The sequence below is a fragment of the Methanoculleus nereidis genome, assembly GCF_032944295.1.
Classification (GTDB): Archaea; Halobacteriota; Methanomicrobia; order Methanomicrobiales; family Methanoculleaceae; genus Methanoculleus; species Methanoculleus nereidis.
On the sequence record NZ_JABFFQ010000015.1, the window covers coordinates 1 to 17,059 of the forward strand.

Sequence of the window (17,059 nt, forward strand, 5' to 3'; positions counted from 1 at the left end):
CGGGGAAGGAGTACAGGCGACATCTCAGGAGGGCATGTTTCGTGAAATCCGGATGAAGGTGAACTGCTATAATAGAATGCTGGCTCTGGCAGGAGGACAAGCATCATAGGGATTATGCAACACAGCACTCGCTCTCCACGGTCAGGTCCTTACTCCCGCCACCTCGGCAGCGTCGAGAGGTACTGCCGCACCATCTCCGTTGCTCTCTCGGCCGGCATCCCGAGGTGCGAGGCCATCATCGGCGCGTACTTCTCGACCGCCTGCTCCCGGGTAAGGTCGGGCTCGGTGAACCTCCCGTCCCGGTAGCAGTAGGTGCAGTACGCGTGCGAGAGCGACCCGTCCGCCTCCGTCCCGGCGTCCTCGTCCCGTGCGAGGGGCATCCCGCAGCTCTCGCAGAGGGGAATCTCCCTCCCGGCCCACCGCTTCAGGCACGAGAGCTGATCCTTTGAGAAACTCTCCGCTCTCTCGAGGGGAATCGCGTAGAGCTGCGACATCATCGCCCCGCTGATCTTTGCCATCTCATCGATGGTGATATTCGACTCGGTGAAAGCCCCATTCCGGTAGCAGTAGGTGCAGTAGTCCCTCGAGAGCCCGCCGTCCGCTTCCGTCCCGAAATGCTCCTCTGCGCTCATCGGCATCCCGCAGCTCTGGCATGTCCGTATCCCGTTCGCGTCCATACAGTTCTCCTCCGCACGGTGAAGTGCTTTAAAAGAATGAACGGACGGCACCGGGGATAAACGTTCCCAAAAAGGCCCCGCACAGGATGCGGCCGCATCTTTGGCGGCCGATCGAAAAGAAAGCCGTCCTACTTCCCGCGGGACGGGAACCGGATCGTCATACTGCCGCCGTCGCCGGCCTCGAGCACCGCGTCTCCCTGGAGCGCCCGGACGTAGCCGGTGAGGTAGGGCACGGCCACCCGGATGTCTGCAAAGGTCTCCCGGAGTGCCGCTGCCACGCCTTCGCCGGCGATCGTGATGGTCACGGCCTCGCTTTCGGCCTCGTCCGTGGACAGGCAGGGGATCCCCCATGTCAGGAGGAGCCCCTCCATCAGGGTCGGCGGATCGAACCGCTCCTCGGTGTGGGCAAGAAGCGCCGCTCCGTTCTCCTCGCCGAGCCGCCCGGCGATGGCGGTGATCTCCTCCGTGAGGCCGGGTGGAGCATCCGCAAGAAGTCTCCGCACGAGGGGAGCGGCGACATCGTGCCGCCGCAGAGACCGGGCTACCTTGATCAACTGCCAGTCCCGGGCAAACGAGATACCGGTGCGCATCTTACCCTCTCAGGATGCCGTAGGCCATCACGCAGAGGCCGAGGATCACCACGATACGGGAAAATACCGCCGACCAGGCGATGATGAACGCATCAGGCGTGAGGACGCTCACAAGATCGGCAAACGTGATCCCCACGACCAGCGTAAAAAGCCCGTAGACGAAGAGAAGCAGGGTCGGCTGTCTCACAATCCGGTAGGCATTGTAGATGACGCCGATAAGGAGCGCCCCGAGGAGCAGCGTCACAATCGCAAGCATCTGCTGTATGGTTTCAATCTGCAATCCGTTCATGTCTGTTCCTTGATCTTCCTCACCGAGATGATCGTCTGGATATCCCTCACTCCGGGAAGGCCTGAGAGGGGAACGAGCACGCTCCGCTTCAGCTCGGATATGTTCTGCACCCGGACCTTGACGAAGAAGTCTCCCGGCTCGAGCACCTCGTAGAGTTCAAGGATGCACGGGAGGTCCTGCATGAACTCCTCGATCTCCGGTTTCCCCTCCGGGTGGACTCTGACGTTTAAGAAAGCGACCAGGGTATGCTCGAAACACTTCTGGTTGATGACGATCGTAAACCGCTCGAGGATGCCGGCGTTTTTCAGCTTCTCGATCCTCTTGAAAACCGTCGACGGTGCGATGCCCAGCATCGAACCGAGCTCTGCCATGGACATTCGCCCGTCTCTCTGCAGCTCCCGCAGGATCGCATCGTCGATCTCATCCATTCTATCAATAATTACAAACACTTGGTTATTAAAATTCCGTATTTGTTTTATATCATGAATTGGTTTTTTTTTCATTTCTGGTGAATATTGCCAGCTTTATTGGATATTTATCGCAATTTTGTCTGACAATAAATAAACGGAAATATGCCGAAAAATTTGGAAACAATCCTCACAATGCCGTCTTTACGAGGAATAATTATTTCAGCGCCGGCGAAGGATTGTTCCCCCGGGGTTGACGATCCTCACAGGTCCGGGACCTCCCGCCGCTTCCCTGATGGCCGTATCGATGAACTCCCTTGCCGCGGCGAACGCCCGGCGCGCAGGCATTCCCCGGGCAAGGTATGCCGTGAGCGCCGCGGAGAAGCAGCAGCCCGATCCGTGCACGGAATAGGGGTATCGCTCACCGGAGAGTCGCATCTCCCCGTCCCGGTCGACCAGGAGGTCGACCGCCTCGCCGCCGGAGAGGTGCCCGCCCTTCACCACCACGGCACGGGCGCCGAGGTCGAGGACCCGCCGGCCCGCCTCAGCCATATCCTCGACGGTCTCAACCCGCATCCGGCTGAGCACCTCGGCCTCCGGGATGTTTGGAGTGACGACCGCCGCCCGGGGAATGAGGAGTTCCGCGAGATCCCTGACGGCATCCTCCGCAAGCAGCCGGTGGCCCGACGTCGAGACCATCACCGGGTCGATGACGAGCGCGGCCCCTTCCGGCAGGACCTCGGCGACGGCCCGGACGTTTGCAGCGTTCCCGAGCATTCCGGTCTTCCACGCCCCGATGAAGAAGTCGTCCGCGACCGCTTCCATCTGCGCCCGCACCGCCTCGGGCGGGAGCATCCAGGTCCCCCGCACCTCGCGGGTGTTCTGGGCCGTGACCGCCGTAATGACCGTCAGCCCGAATACCTCGAGCGCCGTAAACGTCTTCAAGTCCGCCTGGATGCCCGCCCCTCCCCCCGAGTCGGAACCGGCGACGGAGCAGGCGGCGATCATCTCTCCATCCCTCATCCATCAGGTATCGCCCGGTATCTGCTTGAATCTTTGCCTGCCTCCCGCCATTCCCTTTATCTCGTTCTGCATCGACCACTCTTACAATGGATGTAGAAGAGATCAGCCGCCGGCACCTCGCCGCCGGCACCCCTGACGACGAGATCGTGCGCCTTCTTTCCCGGGACATCCTCTCGATCAAGCACCACCGCGTAACCCCCGCCTACGCCGAGGCATTTGCCCGGGCGGTCCTCGCTGAAGCGAAGAACTCGACCGGGCTCTCCGGCGACCTCTTCGCCTTCGAACCTTCGGGCTCAAGCATGGGCGAGTTCGGCGTCGGCTCGCGGGGATCCGGCGACTTCTTCGCCCACCGCCAGCTCGCCCGGATCATCGGCCGGACGGAAGCCGCGGTCGGCGTCGACGAGATGGACGACGCCGGCGCCGTCCGTGCCGGCGGGGACTACATCATCACCACCGTCGACGGGATGCACTCACGCCTCTCCGACTTCCCTTTCCTTGCCGGGTTCCACGTCACCCGGGCGACGCTCCGTGACGTCTACGTCATGGGCGCAAAACCCGTCGCCCTTCTCTCCGATATCCACGTCGCCGACGACGGCGACGTTGCAAAGATTTTCGACTACACGGCAGGGGTCTCCGCCGTCGGCGAGGCGATGGACGTCCCGCTCGTCACCGGCTCCACCCTCCGCATCGGCGGGGACATGGTGCTCGGCTCCCGGATGACCGGCTGCGTCGGCGCCGTCGGGGTCGCCCGGCACCTCACCGCCAGGAAATCGATCAGTCCCGGCGACGTCCTTCTCATGACCGAAGGGGCGGGCGGCGGGACGATCGCCACCGCCGCGATCTACTCCGGGTTCCCCGAGGTCGTCGAGGAGACGATCAACCTCCACTTCCTCAAGGCCTGCGAGGCGCTGCTTGCAAGCGACGTCCTTGACGGCATTCATGCCATGACCGACGTCACGAACGGCGGCCTCCGGGGCGACGCCTACGAGATGGCCGAGACCGCCGGCTGCCGGATCGTCGTCGTCGAGGACGACCTCCGCACCCTCGTCCAGCCGAAGGTCCTCGAGATGCTCGACGCGCTCGAGATCGACTACCTCGGCGTCTCGCTCGACGCCCTCCTGGTCGTCGCGCCGCCCGAGGCTGCGCCGGAGATCCGGCGGGTCGTGGAGTCCGCCGGCGTCGCGATGAAAGAGGTCGGCTACGTCGAGGAAGGAACGCCTGAATCGGTCCTCTCGGTCGGCGGCGAGATCCGGGACTTCACCCCCCGGTTCCGGGAATCGGCATACACCCCGGTCAAGAAGGTCGTGGACGAGGACAAACGGGACTTCGAGGAGATGAAGGCCGGGGTCGAGCGGGCGGCGGAAGCGGCGCTTGAAAAGAAGCTCCGGATCCTCTCCCGGCTCCGGTCTTCGTGAGGAGATCGGATGCATTCTCGATTGGCGGAAGGATATCTGTTGCCTTAAGAAGAGGGTTATCGTAAGAGATCGTATATCTGCTCTTTCGTCATGCCCTCAAATTCTGCGATGTCGGTGACGATTGCGTTCAGTGTAGCTACATTAAGTTCGTCGTGAAGGGGTATGGTAACCCGAAGTCGTTTATCTTGCGGGGGTGAAGGGGGCGGAGCGGGAAGACCCCACCCTTCAGGGTGGGGATGGAAGCAGAGCCGCCCTTCCTGAAATACGTTTCGAGACGATAGTTTTTTCTTCTCATTTCTGCTAATAGACAATATCTGTGTTGCGAGAACCAAGCAACCGGAATGTACAATTTGCTGTAGGGCAGGGACTGCCCAAACAGAATAATCAACGCCTGTGGAGATCGCGTAAGCCCTTTTCGAGGCAAGTTCGATGAAGCAGGAAGCCGCGCCCTTCAGGGCGGGGTAGTTCACCCCCAACAACTTTGCGCATCTAGACGTGACTCCCGACCTGCCGGAGAAAAGAAAATCCAAGTTTTTCAAGGACTTTGATAGTCTTGAAACCACTAACAACCGGGTGTCGCGGCAATGATATCGACCTTGTATTCGAAATTTGACGGGATTGGGCTCTCCTGTTCGTGGGTCTCTGATGTATACCTGGTTACAACGGTGATCCGTTCTCCCGCTTCGAGTTCTTCCGTGTAATGGAGCGATGTTGCTTCCAGGATGTTGTCGATGAGTTCTCCGATGCTTTTGCCCTGGGTAAAGATGGCATTTTCAGGTGCATGTGCGCTGGCGCTCCACCATCCTTCGGCATACGTTACTTCAAATGTGACCAGCATGACGTTACACCTCTGCGTAATTGGGATATTGGGTTTTTCAGGGATAAGTTTGATGGTGACATGGTTGCCACATCCAGATCACATTATCTGTCATCATCTTATCAGACGCGCACGACGAGGTCGGCGGTATCGGTATCCGCAGTCAGAGGAGATGGCGTTCCCCGCGCCTGCTATCAGGGTGGCGTTCTCGGCAACGCCCTCGTAGTCGTTAACCTGCTCTTTTCTCCTGTCTCCTGCAGGAGTATGCAGGTGGGCGAGTGCGATGGGCATCGAGACTGCGGATGGGAGGGCACCCTGCCGCCCCTAGTAGGGGAGAGAACAGCCCCCTTCACGTGCCTTCGGGGTTGACGACCCTCCCCATGAAGAGGATCGTGCCTGAATCCTTCTCAGTGATGAGGAAGACAAACGGGTGGTCCGCACGGAAGATGGGTGCCACACCTCCCCCCACCACAACGCCGGTCGCTGCCGCGGCCTCGGTACCCTCCTCGTTCACGTCGATGAACGCCTTGTGGAAGACCCCGGTGACGAAGAGGTCTTTCGTGCCGTCCATCCCCGAGAGATCGGCGTCGTCGGTAAACGCCGTGGGCATCCCCATCGCCGCGAGCGCCGGGGGGAGGCTGTATTCCGCATCAAGCGTGAACTTCGGGAAGAAGACCCTGACGTTCTGCGAGACCAGGGACTCCCGCAGGCCGGCAAGCCTCTCCGCGTCCAGGGCCTCCTCCGCAGCCGTCAGGGTGTCGTCCTTCGGCAGGAGGACGAGCATCGCGAGTTCGGTCTCGTTCCCGTGCGCGTACGGCATCTCGAGCACCTGGAGGGCCTCGGTCTCTGCGTACGGGTAGACGGCGTTCCCGTGCATCATCGCGACAGTCGCCGTCTCGTCCGGTCCGACCCGGAACTCCTCTTTTGTCGTCTCGTTCGCGTCGAACTGTTCGACCCAGGTGCCTTTGAAGTAGATCGCGTTCGTGATCACGAGCCGGGTCAGCGGGTCGATCGAGCCGGGCGGCAGGAGGTCGCGGATCTTCTCTTCGGTCTCTCCCTCCACCCACCTGTTGATCGTCTCCCGCGACCCCCCGGGGTCACTGATGAAGTCGAGGTTCGTGACGTTCGCCCCGTACCAGCGGGCGGCCGCGCCGATGTACTCCGGGAGGAACGAATAGGTCTCCTCAGCCCAGAGGGCGTTTGCCGTGCGGAGGGTGTAGTTGGCGCTTCCGCTATTCAGGGCGGCATTGAGGTCGGCAAATCCCTCCCGCCGGAGGGTCTCGTTTGTTGGGAGGTGCAGCACCGACCGGATCTCGTCGGCGGTCGTGCCCCGGGCACCCTCGCAGGTGATCGCGAGGGCTGAGGAGATGCTGTAGGGCGAGAAGAAGAGGTTATCTCCCGCATGCGCCGGCTCGGCCGCGAGGCGCCGGTAGAGGTCGAACGCGAACCGGTTGTTCCCGGCCGCCACACTATCGTCGGCTACGGATTCACCGGAGACCGAGGTCGTGTTCAGAGGTGCGGTCCCGCAGACAGCCAGTCCTGCAAGAATGAGCGCCAGAACCAGGATGCCTATTCCGGAGAATATCAGCCCTTTCATCGTTCTCTCCTATGGGTCGTGTCCGGGGAGGGGAGCCCGGTACCTGCGGGATTCCCGCCGTCACCGAGCTCCTTCCGGATAGCCACAGGGATTCTCTCTTCGAGAAGACGATAATACCGGCGAAAGCGTTCGATACCGGTCGAACAGGTTCAAAAACCATAGCGGTCACGTAACCTCTTCACCCGCCGGATCGAGGTGCTGCGCCGCCGCACGTCTGTTCCGCCACCGGGCACAGGCATACGTTATGAGGGCTCCCCCGATTACCGCGAGCGCGATCCCGGCAACGAGCAGTTCCACGGGAGCCCCCTCCGGGACCGGGATGCCTCCCCCTCCCGCAAGCGGGGGCACCGGCTCCTCCCGGACCGGCGCGGTCAGGAAGGCCGCGAGGGCACAGACCCCTCCGGCGAGGCTTGCCAGTCCCGCAGCCAGGATAATCCGGATCCGGGCACCGCCGTGCGGCTGCAGGAGGGCCAGCCCCTCCGGCGTGAGCGCGTAGTACACCCAGGCGTGCCCGTCGTCGCCTGCGGCGACAAAACCGGCGTCGGCCAGTCTCTGCAGGTGGTGATGAACCGTGGACTTTGCCAGGCCGAGGTCGGCCGCAAGTTCCGTGATCGTCATCCTGCGTATATGCAGAGCCTTTAAAATATCAAGCCGGGTCCCTGACGCGAGGACCTCGAACGTATCCTTCGTCAGGACGATATCGGCCGGCTCCATTGGAAAATTGTTCGGGAAAGCGTGATATAACTATTCCGTTATCGTCCACACGGCTTTTCCATGCGGCCGGGTCGTTCGCCCTCTCCCCTGAGGGGAACGGGGGGACACCCCTGCTGCGGCAACCGGCCGGCCGGGCAGTTCGGGGTGCCGGTCTGCCACAGGGTTAGGCGTAACCTAATTTTTCGGTTTCTTCCCCGCCGCGCAGACGTTATACGCCAGGTACGGCAGCTTCTCCTCGATGATCGGCTCTACCTTCCGTGCGAGGTTGAAGACCGGGTCGGCAAGGTTTAGGTGCGCAAACGAGCAGCGGCCGACCGATACATCCTCGAATCCGGCCTCGCCGAAGAGCCCGGCAATCTCGGCGTTGGTGTAGTAACGCTCGTCGAAGTCCCCGACGCCCACTTTCTTTAAGCCGACCTTCTCCCCCATCTGGTAGACGATAGGAACGATGCTCGTGAAGACCGTCCTTGATAAGGTGCAGACGGCGATCCGGCCGCCGGGCTTCAAGACCCGGTAGCACTCCCGGAGCATCCCCTCCGGGTCAGGGACGTAGCTGAAGGCGAGCAGGCTTGCAAGGGCGTCGAAGGTGGCGTCCTTAAACGGGAGGACATCGGCGGTCCCGACGCAGAACCCGCATTCCGGGCACCGCTGCCGTCCGTGCCTGACCATTCCCGGACTGATATCGAGCCCGAAGGCCCGGCCGCCCTCCTCGACGTAGCGTTGCACGAAGAGCCCGGTCCCGCACCCGACGTCGAGGAGGAACCCGTTTCTCGGGAGCACGCTCATTACGTGGTCGGAGATATGCCTGTGGTAATACTTCCCGCGGCTGCCGTCGTAGCGGTCGTCGTAGATATCCGCGATCTCGTCATAGTGCTGCTGTACTTTCTTCACTGAACACCTCCCGGGCGATCCGGGCTAGCAGTGCATTGATCTGCACAAAGTCGTTTGCGTTCTGGCAGAGCCGGTGGTCCGCGTCGGCGAGCGCGACGGCAAGGGCCGGGTGGTTGTACTCGCGCCTGACAACCTGCCGGAGTTCGCCGACGACCTCCCGCGCCGAGAGCCCGTACTCGATCATCAGCGACTCGGCGATCCGGCGGGCGGCGTCGAAGTTGCCGTCCCGGAGGGCTTCAAACGCTGATGCGGCGACGTTTCCGGTCTCGGAGTGAGAGATCTCCGCGAGGTCGAAATCCTTCTTCGACCCCGCGGCGATCTGCAGGTACATGATTGCACGCCTAAGATCGCCCTGTGCGGCGTGGACGATCAGGTCGAGGTCGTCGTCTGGGACCGTGGCCCCCTCTGCGGCCAGGGTCTCCTCGAGCCGGGCACGGACGAGACCGCTCTCGATCGGGGCGAAGAAAAGCGGCAGGCAGCGCGATGCAATGGCGGGGATGATGCCTGAGGGACGGACGGTGACGAAGATGAACCGGCAGGTGGCGCTGTATCGCTCCATCGTCCGGCGCAGGGCCTGCTGCGCCTCGAACGTCAGGTGTTCGGCGTCCTCAAAGACCATCAGTTTGAAGTCGGCATCCAGCGGGCGCATCGAGGCGTACCACTTCACGATCTGCTTGAAGTTGACGATCAGGCTCCGGTCTTTGCGGTAGATCATGCTGAATCGCTCGTCCGTCTCAAGAGCGCTCCTCCCTCTCCCCAGGAGGTCGGCGGCGGAAAAGACGGTCGTGTTCGCCTCCCAGGTCTCGCCGTAGAGCCTTCTCGCCAGGCACTCGACGGCCGCAGTCTTCCCGGTGCCGTGCGGGCCGGAGATGAGCAGGTGGGGCACGCTCTGCGCGTCCGCAAACGACATGAGGTGGCGGACGACCTCGTCCTGTCCGATGATATCGTCGCAGCCCTTCGGGCGGTAGACCTCACTCCAGAGCATGGCTCAATCTCTCTCGCATCTCATCTATTGCCGCCCGGAGCAGATAGGTATTGTCAAGCGACGCTATCAGGCGTTCACCCTCGCCGGGCTCGAGGGAGGCGCACGCCGCGGTGATCGCGGGGAGGGCGCGCGTCACCTCGTCGACGATCGTGAGATTCGCCGTGCGGGCGGTCCGGGAGAGCGGGTTTAAGTCGACGGTGATGACCGTCTTGCCCATCTCCCGGAGCGCCGCGCAGCGGTCCCCGTCCTCGAGCGGCACCAGCACCACGTCGGCGTCCCCGATACCCTGCGGGAGGCAGAGCGCCCGGTCGTGCGAGAGCGGGACGATCCGCTCCGGCGTTCCCGTAAGAACCCTGACGCCGTGCTCCGTAAGAAGCCGGTTGATCCGCTCGATCCGCTCCTCCGTCCGGTGAAAGAGGTTCACCTCGACGTCGGCGCCGCTCGCCCGCTGGAGCGCCGCGATCTCCGCCGCCGCGAGCGCCGCGGTGTTCCCGTTCACCGATATCACCGCGTGCCGGGCGGCTAGAAGCATCGCCGCGGCCGTCCGCTCGGCGAGAGCGGCGCTCCCGGTCGTCTTCTCGCCGATCAGGTAGTCGAACGCCTCCCCGCGCCCGTGGGCGGCGAGCCCCTCCAGTGCGACGATGCCCTCGCGGGCGCACCGGGCCAGCCGTTCGCGGGCGACGAGTGAGCGGTAGCGTGGATGGTCTTTCGGGATCATGGTTTCTCCTCGATCAGGTATGCGCCGCGGTGGGCGACGTGGAGGGTGTAGACCTCTCCAAGCCCCGAGAGCACCCGCTCCGCGGCCTTGCCGCAGGCAAAGACGCCGTTTCCAAGCATCGTCATGCTCGCCGGGACCCCTGCGGCGTCGCAGGCATCGAGCACCCGCCGCACCTCCGGCGCGACGAGCCCGCTTCTCTCGGCGAACCCCCGCGAAAGCCGGCAGAAGTCGGGGAGGTCGCGGGGGCAACGGTCGGGGTAGGCGGCGGCTATCCGGGCCATGGCCTCATCCGACGAGAGGACCGAGGCGGTCGGGAGCGCCCCGAGGCTCACGGCATAGAGGGGCTCCTCCGGGTAAATGCGGGTGATCTCCGCGTGGATACCCGCCCCCGTCCGGCAGACGACCCCGCCGGCCCGGCTCGCGGCGACGTCCCCGAGCCCGGTGCGGTGGAGGACCTCGGCCTCGTGGGCATATGCGGCAACTTCGTCCGCGGAGAGGCCGAAATCGAAGAGGTGGTTCACCGCCGTGAGCGTCGCAAGAAGCGCCGCCGCCGAGAGGCCGAACCCGGCGCCGATGGGGAGCCGGCACTCCGTCGTGACGCGGGCGGCGACTCCCAGCCGCTCGAGGGCGTACTCGACCGGCGGCGACCCGGCGGTCGCGTGGCCCTGCCGGACCACCCGGATGCTTGTCTCGCGGGCCTCCTCAACCGTCGAGCGCACCCCTTCACTGATGACCACGCCGGCCCCGATGCTCCCGGTGGTCGAGGGCTCGCTCCCCTCCACACGCCTGAAGTAGCCGGATATGTGCCCGGGGGAGAAGGCTACAGCAGTCCGGACCATATCGCCCTGGCGACCTCCTCTTTGCTCCCGGCGACGTCCCGCGTCCCGCCGGCGGTCATGATCCGGAACGATCCTTCCGTCGCGCCCATCGCCGGGGGAGCGTTCACGACGACCATCCGCGCACCCCCTTCAAGCATCGCTCTCGCCCGTTCCTCTTCGTCCCAGCCCAGTTTGAACGCCACCGTCACGGGGCTGCATGCCGCCGCCACCTCGTCGATCACCTTCGGCAGGGGGTTGAGCCGGACGGTCAGGGGCGAACCGCTCGGGATCTTCCCCTCGTGCCGTTCGGGGGCAAAGTCCGATATCGCGGCTGCGCTGACGTAGATGTCGATCCCCTCGTCGCGGCAGACCGAGAGAACCGCCGAGCGCATCCCGGCCGCGGTCGTGGCACGGACGTTTCTGACGCAGGGGATCGACCCCGCGTGCACCACCGTCACATCGGCCCCGAGCCGGAAGGCCTCGAGCGCGAGCGATCTTCCCATCCGCCCGGTCGACCGGGTGGTGAGAACCCTGACGTCGTCGAGGGGCTCCGCGCACGCGCCGCTCGTGATCAGCACCCGCTTCCCCGCGAGCGGCCGGCCCAGGACCGCCCGTTCGGCGTGGAGGACGATCGTATCGGTATCGGCGATCTTCGCCTTTCCTTCCTCGATCCGGGGATCGACGACGTCGATGCCCCAGGAGCGGAGCCGTCGGAGGTTCTCCGCGACCCCAGGGTGGCGGTACATGCTCTCGTGCATCGCCGGAACGACCACCACCGGCATCCCCCGGCCGAGCGCCGTCGTGGCGAAGGTCGTGACCGGGGTGTCGTCGATCCCGCAGGCGATCTTTCCGATGGTATTCGCTGTAGCGGGCGCGATGAGAAGGAGATCCGCCTCCCCGCCCTCACCGCAGTAGAGGACGTGCTCAACCAGGCCGGTGATCCGGGTGATTGCCGGCCGCCCCGTCGCGTAGGTCAGGGCGTCGGGGTGGACGATCCCGGCTGCTGCTGTGGTCATCACCGCCTGCACCGTCGCGCCCCTGCGGCGCAGGGCGTGCGCGAGTTTCACCGTCTCCACGGCCGCGATGCTCCCCGTCACGGCAAGCACCACCGTCTTTCCCGAAAGCGTCTTCACGATATCGTCACATCCTGCACCATGTGCCACGCGTGCGGACCGTACTTCTTCACCCGGCGGGAGGCTACCGCCACCGAAAACCCGGCGCCCGCAACCTCTTTTTTGATCGTCTCGCTCACGTCCCCGATGCTGTGGACGTGGAGCACGCTCCCGCCCCGGACGTGGGCGAGGGCGTCGGCGAGCATCGATGGTGCGTCGAAATGCCCCATCAGGACCCGGTCGTAGACCCCGGCAAGGAGGTCCCGGCAGTCGCCGAGTTCCGGTGTGGCCCGGTCTGCCACGTGATTTGCCATAATGTTTCGTTTCAGGTATTCAAAGGCTATCGGGTTGATCTCCATCGCGTGGACCCGTGCACCGCTCATGGCCGCCGGTATGGTGAAGTAGCCGATCCCGGCGAACATATCCGCGATCCGCTCGCCGGGCCGGACGAGGGCGGCAATCCTCGCCTTCTCGTCGCGGTTTCCTTTCGCAAACATCACCCGTGTCGGGTCGAGGAAGAAGGTGCAGCCCTGTTCGCGGTGCCGCACCTCGCCGGCGGTGCCGTAGAGGATCTCAACCTGGGGGATACGCATCTCGCTTGAAAACCCCTTCACCCGGACGACGCCCCGGGGACGGCAGTGCTCAACGATTGCGGCGAGTTCCTCATCCGTCGGCGCGTCGCCGCGGATGACCGCGACATCGCCGACGAGGTGGTAGCCCCGGCCCCGGTAGATCTCCCGCTCGGGGAGATCTGCGTCGGCAAAATAGCCCTCCCTGACCGGAACCCAGGCGGTGCCGCCCTCGACATACGGCCGGCGGGAGGTATCCACCCACTCCGCGTCCGCGATATCGGCGAGAGCGGCCGCCGGCACCTTCCGCGCACGCATGGCAGAACTCACCCGACGATGACCAGGCGGTCCTGCTCCTCGTCGCGGAGCACCCGGATCGGCTGCCCCTCCACCGGGAACGTCCAGGGCACCGGGTCGAGCTCCCGCGTCCGGTAGGTCTTCGGGTCCATCAACCCCACCAGGTTCGGCTGCGTGAAGACGACGAGCGCGGATTCGGCCTCGCGGACGTTCCCGATAAGGCGCTCGACCTCCCCCTCGGGAAGCGTCCGGGCAACGCCGGCCGCGAGATCGAAGACACGGAGGCGCTGCCCGTCGATATCGCGCACCTCGAAGTAATTGCCCCGGGAGACCACCACGTCGCCTTTCTGGTAGAACGGCAACCGGATGGAGTAGGTGATCCGGTAGAGCGCTTTTCCGTCCTTCTCACCGACCAGCTTCGGATGGGTCGTAAACCGCCCGCCGAGCGTCCCCGTGATCGCCCTCGCGATCTCCTGGCCGAGGTGCTGCGTCCCGACCGTGATATCGACGCCGTCCTTTGTGTCCTCGAGTTCCGATATGAACGAGAACCGGTCGCCCGACTGCTGGAGCGACTCTTCGGCCTGCTCCGCGATCGTCGCGGCGACTTCGCGCTCGTAAGCGTTGATCTTCCTGCCGGTCGCCCGCACCTGGACGATCCCCTCGTAGTAGCCGCCCGAGATGCGGCTGCACCGGTCGCAGGATTCCTTCTGCCAGCGGATCTCGGTACTGCAGGTCTCCCGGACCGGGACCCCATACAGGGTCGCCTCCACCTCGACGGTGCAGGCCGTCCTGTTTGGTGCGATATCTTCGGCCCGGACGGTAACCCGGATATCCTTCGCATCCTCGTGGATGGCGGTCACCGATACCGCCAGATCGGCGATGAGGTCTTCGCGCGGCATCTGCAGGTCCGACCAGGTCTTGCCGCGCTTCTGCGACTCGCAGACCGGACAGTAGACGGCGGTCACGTACGGCTCGCAGGTCAGCAGCCGCACATCCGCGGCCCGGCACTCTGGGCAGAGTCCCTCCTCGCTCGGCTTCCCGCAACGGGGGCAGATGCTCGTCTGGATGGTCATGGATCAGATCCTGAATATCTGGGCGTGGGGCACGTCGCCGATCATGATGCAGTCCTTCTCGGTGATCAGTCCCATGGCGACGGCGAGGGCTACGACGCGCTTCCCGATAATGTTGACGTTCTCCGCGCACGCGAGCGCTCCCCGGACGTCCTCTTCGTCGGTGCGCTCGTTGCCGTAAAAGCCTCCGGTGATGCAGACCTCCACGTCTCCGTGCATCAGGGTGACGTCCATGAGTTCAGCGTCGCAGGCAGCCACCACTTCACCGGCGCCCGGTATGCGGTGCACTTTCAGGTACATCACATACCGTTTGACGGGAGTCGTCAAAAAGGTGCGCAGTTCCGTTAAGGAAGCGCGATATCCACGCCGTAGGTGCGCGAAGGGGTCTTTTGATGAATGCGCCAGGCGTCTTCTTCGGTGATGAGCCCTTCTTCGAGGTACCGGCGCGTGAACCGCGGCACCGACTTCGGCCCGATGACCGCGCCGGGCCGGGAGTTCTCGTCCATGTAGTCGCTCTCCATCGTGAACCGCCGGCCGCTCCGGGCGAGCGCGGGGATCTCCTCGTGCCGCGCGATGAACGAGGGCATAAGGGGTGTGTCGGGCGTCGCGAAGTGCTTGACGACCTTCTCAACCGGGATGCCGGCCCGCTGTGCCATATCGACGACGTCGGCGCACGGCCCGCTCTCGGCGTGGAGCTGGACGGCGCAGCCGCGGTCGGCCCCGAGTTCGAGGGCGTGGAAGAGGACCGCGTTCGAGGCGCTGAGCACCTCCGGCGCGACCTCGTAGTGGGGCCGGCCGCTCTTAAGGGCGACGGCCCGCCCGTCCTCGACGTAGCGGGCCGCAAGGTCGAGCCCGGCCATCATGACACCGGCGGCCTCGTCCAGAGTCATCCGTTCCGCGAGCCGGCCTATCTCTGCGGGGTGGACGCCGAGGACCGGATAGACGACGACCCCGGTCTCGCGGACCATCTCCGCCACCCGGAGCGTGGCATCGAAGACCTCGCGGTAGTCTTCTCCGGTGGAGGGTTCGACCGATAGCGACCAGGAGGGCTTTGCGACCAGGAAGATGTGCGTCCCTCCGCTGCGGCGGAAGTCCTTCGCGGCCTCGACGCCCCGGCCATTTACCGGGTCGATGTGGATATGGTCGTCAGTGATCGGTATCGCGGGGAGTTTCATGGAACTCGACGATCTCCATCATGGGGTAGTCGTCCTCGAGGTGCAGCCGGGCGCGGCAGACGGTCGTCCCGACCTCGGTCGTGATCTCGGCGTCGAACATCTTCCCGGCAAGTTCCGAGTAGCCGAACCGGTTCGAGACCATCATATCGCGATTCAGCCGGACGGTGATGCCGGTCACGTAGGGCTGCAGTGCGACGGCCTGCTCGATGGCGGTCTCGACGGCGGCGGCCGTCTCGCGGGCGATCGGCGTCCCGACGAACTGGTGGTAGAGGGCGCCGAGCTTGATCCCGGCTTCGAAGGCCGCTCTCTCGCGGTCGGTGATCATGGTTAGTAGGTTTGTGGGTATGGGAGTAAGAAGGTGCGCCCCGGAGGTGAAAGAAGGGGTTCTGTTTTACACGCGCTCATAAACACGCAAGAACTCTTCTCGAGAGATACCTGCCTGCGTGCAGATGGTTCGGAGGGTCGGGCCTTTGATTTTGGGGTGATTCGGCATCGTGAGCGGCGTCGTTGTGCCGTCCGGATTGCTGCGGATAAGCGCGATATGGTTGCCCGTCCTGACGATCTGAAAACCGAGCGCCTCCAGCGTTTTCAGCACCTTCCGCTGGGGCGCATCGTGCGGGAACTTCATCTATACAGCGACTTCGGCGACGAAGGTCTCCATGATGTCGTTGTTCTCGAACGCATCGTTCCCGAAGGTCTCTATGTGAAACTGTATGGCGGATTTCACCTCGGCAAGCGCCTCTTCGTAGGTATCCCCCTCTGCAACGACGACACCCTTCAGACCCAGGGGGTAGGCGACATAGCCGTCAGGATGCTTCTCGACGATGATTTTCAAGGTTTTCATGGACACGTATCTCTCCTGCATGTAATCAGAGTAGAGGCGATCAGTGTGATATTCAACTCATCTGGCGATATACTTTAGCCCGGCTTCTCCACCGGCGAAGGTTGTTGATTCATCTTTCGTTTTCGGTATTGATAGTGCTTCTTCCTGTTGCCGGGTTCACACTCCCCGGCTCCAGGTTTTCCAGAAGAACACTCCGAGAATCAGCATGACGGCGTAGCCCCCGGCGACATAATAGGGATACGCCACGGCAACCCCCAGAACCTCCAGAGCCGCCAGCACCGCGAGCCAGAGGAGGAAACCCGAGGCCGAGGCCGCAAGCCCCGCTCTGCCCTGAAGGCGTTCCGCTTCAGGCATCGTATCGCGGGCAAACAGGTGGTAGCCGAGGATGATGAAGACCGGCAGCATTCCGGCGTTGAGCCAGACCTGCACCATCTGCGGGAATTTGACTATGAATGCTCCCATTGCGTTCGGTTCCGCGAAGAACGTGAAGAGGATCGTCGTAAGCACGGCGAACCAGAAGTAGTTTGATCAGATCCGGCGGATTCAATCAATGCCGCGGAATGTCGTAAGGTATTACAATTAAGTATACGCCTGCTGGATAGGTTAAGATATGAGACTGTGTGTAGTGCTCGAACCCAGTGAGGAAGGGGGATATACGGTCTATGTACCAAGCCTGCCCGGCTGTATCAGCGAAGGCGATACGAGGGACGAAGCATTGGAAAACATCAGGGAAGCCATTGAGCTGTACCTTGAAACCGTTGAGGATGATCTCGTTTGTAGCGAAACAGCCGAACAGGTTGAGATTGCCGTATGAGCAAGGTGCCTGTTCTTGATTACGACAGGATCGTCATCGCTCTTCAAAGAGACGGGTGGGTTGTCGTCCGCACGCGCGGCAGCCACATTCGACTGCATAAGCATCTGCCGGCTAAAACACTGAAACTGACAGTCCCTATGCACAAACCGCTTAAGCGCTCAACACTTTCGCACATTTTAAAACAGGCCGATATGACGGTAGAAGATCTAAACGATCTCCTCTGAGCCGGTGCATGTG

25 protein-coding genes are annotated in these 17,059 nt (G+C 63.4%); 3 read left to right on the forward strand and 22 right to left on the reverse strand.

Annotated features, from left to right (window positions below):
- Positions 1-149: 149 nt before the first annotated feature.
- The 5 genes from HL657_RS12720 to thiD all read right to left on the reverse strand — a co-directional run bounded on the left by HL657_RS12720 (position 150) and on the right by thiD (position 2,986).
- Entirely contained in the window at positions 150-677 is a 528-nt protein-coding gene (locus HL657_RS12720; protein ID WP_317297186.1) for a zinc ribbon domain-containing protein, read from the reverse strand.
- Positions 678-805: 128 nt separating this feature from the next.
- The gene (locus tag HL657_RS12725) at positions 806-1,267 is read right to left on the reverse strand and encodes a hypothetical protein (RefSeq protein ID WP_317297187.1); all 462 of its coding nucleotides are present in this window, start codon (positions 1,265-1,267) and stop codon (positions 806-808) included.
- A 1-nt stretch (position 1,268) separates the two neighbouring features.
- Positions 1,269-1,556, reverse strand: coding sequence for a hypothetical protein (locus tag HL657_RS12730; protein ID WP_317297188.1), 288 nt, complete (start codon positions 1,554-1,556; stop codon positions 1,269-1,271).
- Complete coding sequence (locus HL657_RS12735; RefSeq protein WP_317297189.1) at positions 1,553-1,984, reverse strand: Lrp/AsnC family transcriptional regulator; 432 nt, start codon at positions 1,982-1,984, stop codon at positions 1,553-1,555. The genes HL657_RS12730 and HL657_RS12735 overlap by 4 nt, the downstream gene beginning before the upstream one ends.
- 201 nt (positions 1,985-2,185) lie before the next feature.
- Positions 2,186-2,986 carry a bifunctional hydroxymethylpyrimidine kinase/phosphomethylpyrimidine kinase gene (gene thiD, locus HL657_RS12740; protein WP_317297190.1) on the reverse strand — a complete coding sequence of 267 codons (801 nt, stop codon included), beginning with the start codon at positions 2,984-2,986 and terminating at the stop codon, positions 2,186-2,188.
- Positions 2,987-3,072: 86 nt separating this feature from the next.
- Here thiD and HL657_RS12745 point away from each other — a divergent pair, with 86 nt between their 5' ends.
- Entirely contained in the window at positions 3,073-4,401 is a 1,329-nt protein-coding gene (locus tag HL657_RS12745) for an AIR synthase-related protein (RefSeq protein WP_317297191.1), read from the forward strand.
- A gap of 56 nt (positions 4,402-4,457) precedes the next feature.
- On the opposite strand, the gene HL657_RS12750 is transcribed toward HL657_RS12745, so the two are convergent.
- From HL657_RS12750 to HL657_RS12830, 17 genes are all read right to left on the reverse strand, one after another.
- On the reverse strand, positions 4,458-4,964 hold the full coding sequence (locus HL657_RS12750; protein ID WP_317297192.1) for a hypothetical protein: 507 nt from the start codon (positions 4,962-4,964) through the stop codon (positions 4,458-4,460).
- Positions 4,964-5,239: a hypothetical protein gene (locus HL657_RS12755; RefSeq protein ID WP_317297193.1), complete on the reverse strand. Its 276-nt coding sequence runs from the start codon at positions 5,237-5,239 to the stop codon at positions 4,964-4,966. The genes HL657_RS12750 and HL657_RS12755 overlap by 1 nt, the downstream gene beginning before the upstream one ends.
- A 328-nt stretch (positions 5,240-5,567) precedes the next feature.
- On the reverse strand, positions 5,568-6,815 hold the full coding sequence (locus HL657_RS12760; protein ID WP_317297194.1) for a serpin family protein: 1,248 nt from the start codon (positions 6,813-6,815) through the stop codon (positions 5,568-5,570).
- 165 nt (positions 6,816-6,980) lie between these two features.
- Positions 6,981-7,529: a winged helix-turn-helix domain-containing protein gene (locus HL657_RS12765; RefSeq protein WP_317297195.1), complete on the reverse strand. Its 549-nt coding sequence runs from the start codon at positions 7,527-7,529 to the stop codon at positions 6,981-6,983.
- Between the two features lie 174 nt (positions 7,530-7,703).
- Positions 7,704-8,420 (reverse strand): class I SAM-dependent methyltransferase, encoded by a 717-nt coding sequence (locus HL657_RS12770; protein WP_317297196.1) that lies wholly within the window; start codon positions 8,418-8,420, stop codon positions 7,704-7,706.
- Positions 8,395-9,405 (reverse strand): AAA family ATPase, encoded by a 1,011-nt coding sequence (locus HL657_RS12775; protein ID WP_317297197.1) that lies wholly within the window; start codon positions 9,403-9,405, stop codon positions 8,395-8,397. Before HL657_RS12775 ends, HL657_RS12770 begins: the two co-directional genes overlap by 26 nt.
- Positions 9,392-10,123: a 4-phosphopantoate--beta-alanine ligase gene (locus HL657_RS12780; RefSeq protein WP_317297198.1), complete on the reverse strand. Its 732-nt coding sequence runs from the start codon at positions 10,121-10,123 to the stop codon at positions 9,392-9,394. The genes HL657_RS12775 and HL657_RS12780 overlap by 14 nt, the downstream gene beginning before the upstream one ends.
- Positions 10,120-10,962, reverse strand: a complete 843-nt coding sequence (locus tag HL657_RS12785; RefSeq protein WP_317297199.1) for a pantoate kinase — start codon at positions 10,960-10,962, stop codon at positions 10,120-10,122. The genes HL657_RS12780 and HL657_RS12785 overlap by 4 nt, the downstream gene beginning before the upstream one ends.
- Positions 10,944-12,074 carry a bifunctional phosphopantothenoylcysteine decarboxylase/phosphopantothenate--cysteine ligase CoaBC gene (gene coaBC / locus HL657_RS12790; RefSeq protein WP_317297200.1) on the reverse strand — a complete coding sequence of 377 codons (1,131 nt, stop codon included), beginning with the start codon at positions 12,072-12,074 and terminating at the stop codon, positions 10,944-10,946. The genes HL657_RS12785 and coaBC overlap by 19 nt, the downstream gene beginning before the upstream one ends.
- Positions 12,071-12,940: a class I SAM-dependent methyltransferase gene (locus tag HL657_RS12795; protein ID WP_317297201.1), complete on the reverse strand. Its 870-nt coding sequence runs from the start codon at positions 12,938-12,940 to the stop codon at positions 12,071-12,073. Before HL657_RS12795 ends, coaBC begins: the two co-directional genes overlap by 4 nt.
- 8 nt (positions 12,941-12,948) lie before the next feature.
- A complete protein-coding gene (locus tag HL657_RS12800) occupies positions 12,949-13,992 on the reverse strand; it encodes a 60S ribosomal export protein NMD3 (RefSeq protein WP_317297202.1) in 1,044 nt (347 codons plus the stop codon).
- Positions 13,993-13,995: 3 nt separating this feature from the next.
- Entirely contained in the window at positions 13,996-14,289 is a 294-nt protein-coding gene (locus HL657_RS12805; RefSeq protein ID WP_317297203.1) for a DUF424 domain-containing protein, read from the reverse strand.
- A gap of 44 nt (positions 14,290-14,333) precedes the next feature.
- On the reverse strand, positions 14,334-15,164 hold the full coding sequence (locus HL657_RS12810) for a TatD family hydrolase (RefSeq protein WP_317297204.1): 831 nt from the start codon (positions 15,162-15,164) through the stop codon (positions 14,334-14,336).
- On the reverse strand, positions 15,136-15,489 hold the full coding sequence (locus tag HL657_RS12815) for a dihydroneopterin aldolase family protein (RefSeq protein WP_317297205.1): 354 nt from the start codon (positions 15,487-15,489) through the stop codon (positions 15,136-15,138). Before HL657_RS12815 ends, HL657_RS12810 begins: the two co-directional genes overlap by 29 nt.
- Positions 15,490-15,555: 66 nt before the next feature.
- Complete coding sequence (locus HL657_RS12820; protein WP_048114159.1) at positions 15,556-15,792, reverse strand: type II toxin-antitoxin system HicA family toxin; 237 nt, start codon at positions 15,790-15,792, stop codon at positions 15,556-15,558.
- Positions 15,793-16,008 (reverse strand): type II toxin-antitoxin system HicB family antitoxin, encoded by a 216-nt coding sequence (locus HL657_RS12825; protein WP_048114158.1) that lies wholly within the window; start codon positions 16,006-16,008, stop codon positions 15,793-15,795.
- A gap of 156 nt (positions 16,009-16,164) precedes the next feature.
- Complete coding sequence (locus HL657_RS12830) at positions 16,165-16,515, reverse strand: hypothetical protein (RefSeq protein ID WP_317297206.1); 351 nt, start codon at positions 16,513-16,515, stop codon at positions 16,165-16,167.
- Between the two features lie 103 nt (positions 16,516-16,618).
- Between HL657_RS12830 and HL657_RS12835 the strand changes: the two genes are divergently transcribed.
- Complete coding sequence (locus HL657_RS12835; RefSeq protein WP_317297207.1) at positions 16,619-16,822, forward strand: type II toxin-antitoxin system HicB family antitoxin; 204 nt, start codon at positions 16,619-16,621, stop codon at positions 16,820-16,822.
- Entirely contained in the window at positions 16,819-17,046 is a 228-nt protein-coding gene (locus HL657_RS12840; protein ID WP_048114155.1) for a type II toxin-antitoxin system HicA family toxin, read from the forward strand. Before HL657_RS12835 ends, HL657_RS12840 begins: the two co-directional genes overlap by 4 nt.
- The last annotated feature ends 13 nt before the right edge of the window (positions 17,047-17,059 follow it).

What these genes read in the sequence shown, in the direction of transcription:
- HL657_RS12840 (WP_048114155.1), top strand. Translation starts at nt 16,819, where the DNA reads ATGAGCAAGGTGCCTGTTCTTGATTACGACAGGATCGTCATCGCTCTT.
- HL657_RS12815 (WP_317297205.1), bottom strand. Translation starts at nt 15,489, where the DNA reads ATGATCACCGACCGCGAGAGAGCGGCCTTCGAAGCCGGGATCAAGCTC.
- HL657_RS12735 (WP_317297189.1), bottom strand. Translation starts at nt 1,984, where the DNA reads ATGGATGAGATCGACGATGCGATCCTGCGGGAGCTGCAGAGAGACGGG.
- HL657_RS12765 (WP_317297195.1), bottom strand. Translation starts at nt 7,529, where the DNA reads ATGGAGCCGGCCGATATCGTCCTGACGAAGGATACGTTCGAGGTCCTC.
- HL657_RS12745 (WP_317297191.1), top strand. Translation starts at nt 3,073, where the DNA reads ATGGATGTAGAAGAGATCAGCCGCCGGCACCTCGCCGCCGGCACCCCT.
- HL657_RS12810 (WP_317297204.1), bottom strand. Translation starts at nt 15,164, where the DNA reads ATGAAACTCCCCGCGATACCGATCACTGACGACCATATCCACATCGAC.
- HL657_RS12730 (WP_317297188.1), bottom strand. Translation starts at nt 1,556, where the DNA reads ATGAACGGATTGCAGATTGAAACCATACAGCAGATGCTTGCGATTGTG.
- HL657_RS12805 (WP_317297203.1), bottom strand. Translation starts at nt 14,289, where the DNA reads ATGTACCTGAAAGTGCACCGCATACCGGGCGCCGGTGAAGTGGTGGCT.
- HL657_RS12760 (WP_317297194.1), bottom strand. Translation starts at nt 6,815, where the DNA reads ATGAAAGGGCTGATATTCTCCGGAATAGGCATCCTGGTTCTGGCGCTC.
- HL657_RS12780 (WP_317297198.1), bottom strand. Translation starts at nt 10,123, where the DNA reads ATGATCCCGAAAGACCATCCACGCTACCGCTCACTCGTCGCCCGCGAA.
- HL657_RS12795 (WP_317297201.1), bottom strand. Translation starts at nt 12,940, where the DNA reads ATGCGTGCGCGGAAGGTGCCGGCGGCCGCTCTCGCCGATATCGCGGAC.
- HL657_RS12755 (WP_317297193.1), bottom strand. Translation starts at nt 5,239, where the DNA reads ATGCTGGTCACATTTGAAGTAACGTATGCCGAAGGATGGTGGAGCGCC.
- HL657_RS12720 (WP_317297186.1), bottom strand. Translation starts at nt 677, where the DNA reads ATGGACGCGAACGGGATACGGACATGCCAGAGCTGCGGGATGCCGATG.
- HL657_RS12775 (WP_317297197.1), bottom strand. Translation starts at nt 9,405, where the DNA reads ATGCTCTGGAGTGAGGTCTACCGCCCGAAGGGCTGCGACGATATCATC.
- HL657_RS12825 (WP_048114158.1), bottom strand. Translation starts at nt 16,008, where the DNA reads ATGAAAACCTTGAAAATCATCGTCGAGAAGCATCCTGACGGCTATGTC.
- HL657_RS12820 (WP_048114159.1), bottom strand. Translation starts at nt 15,792, where the DNA reads ATGAAGTTCCCGCACGATGCGCCCCAGCGGAAGGTGCTGAAAACGCTG.
- thiD (WP_317297190.1), bottom strand. Translation starts at nt 2,986, where the DNA reads ATGAGGGATGGAGAGATGATCGCCGCCTGCTCCGTCGCCGGTTCCGAC.
- HL657_RS12785 (WP_317297199.1), bottom strand. Translation starts at nt 10,962, where the DNA reads ATGGTCCGGACTGCTGTAGCCTTCTCCCCCGGGCACATATCCGGCTAC.
- HL657_RS12725 (WP_317297187.1), bottom strand. Translation starts at nt 1,267, where the DNA reads ATGCGCACCGGTATCTCGTTTGCCCGGGACTGGCAGTTGATCAAGGTA.
- HL657_RS12800 (WP_317297202.1), bottom strand. Translation starts at nt 13,992, where the DNA reads ATGACCATCCAGACGAGCATCTGCCCCCGTTGCGGGAAGCCGAGCGAG.
- HL657_RS12835 (WP_317297207.1), top strand. Translation starts at nt 16,619, where the DNA reads ATGAGACTGTGTGTAGTGCTCGAACCCAGTGAGGAAGGGGGATATACG.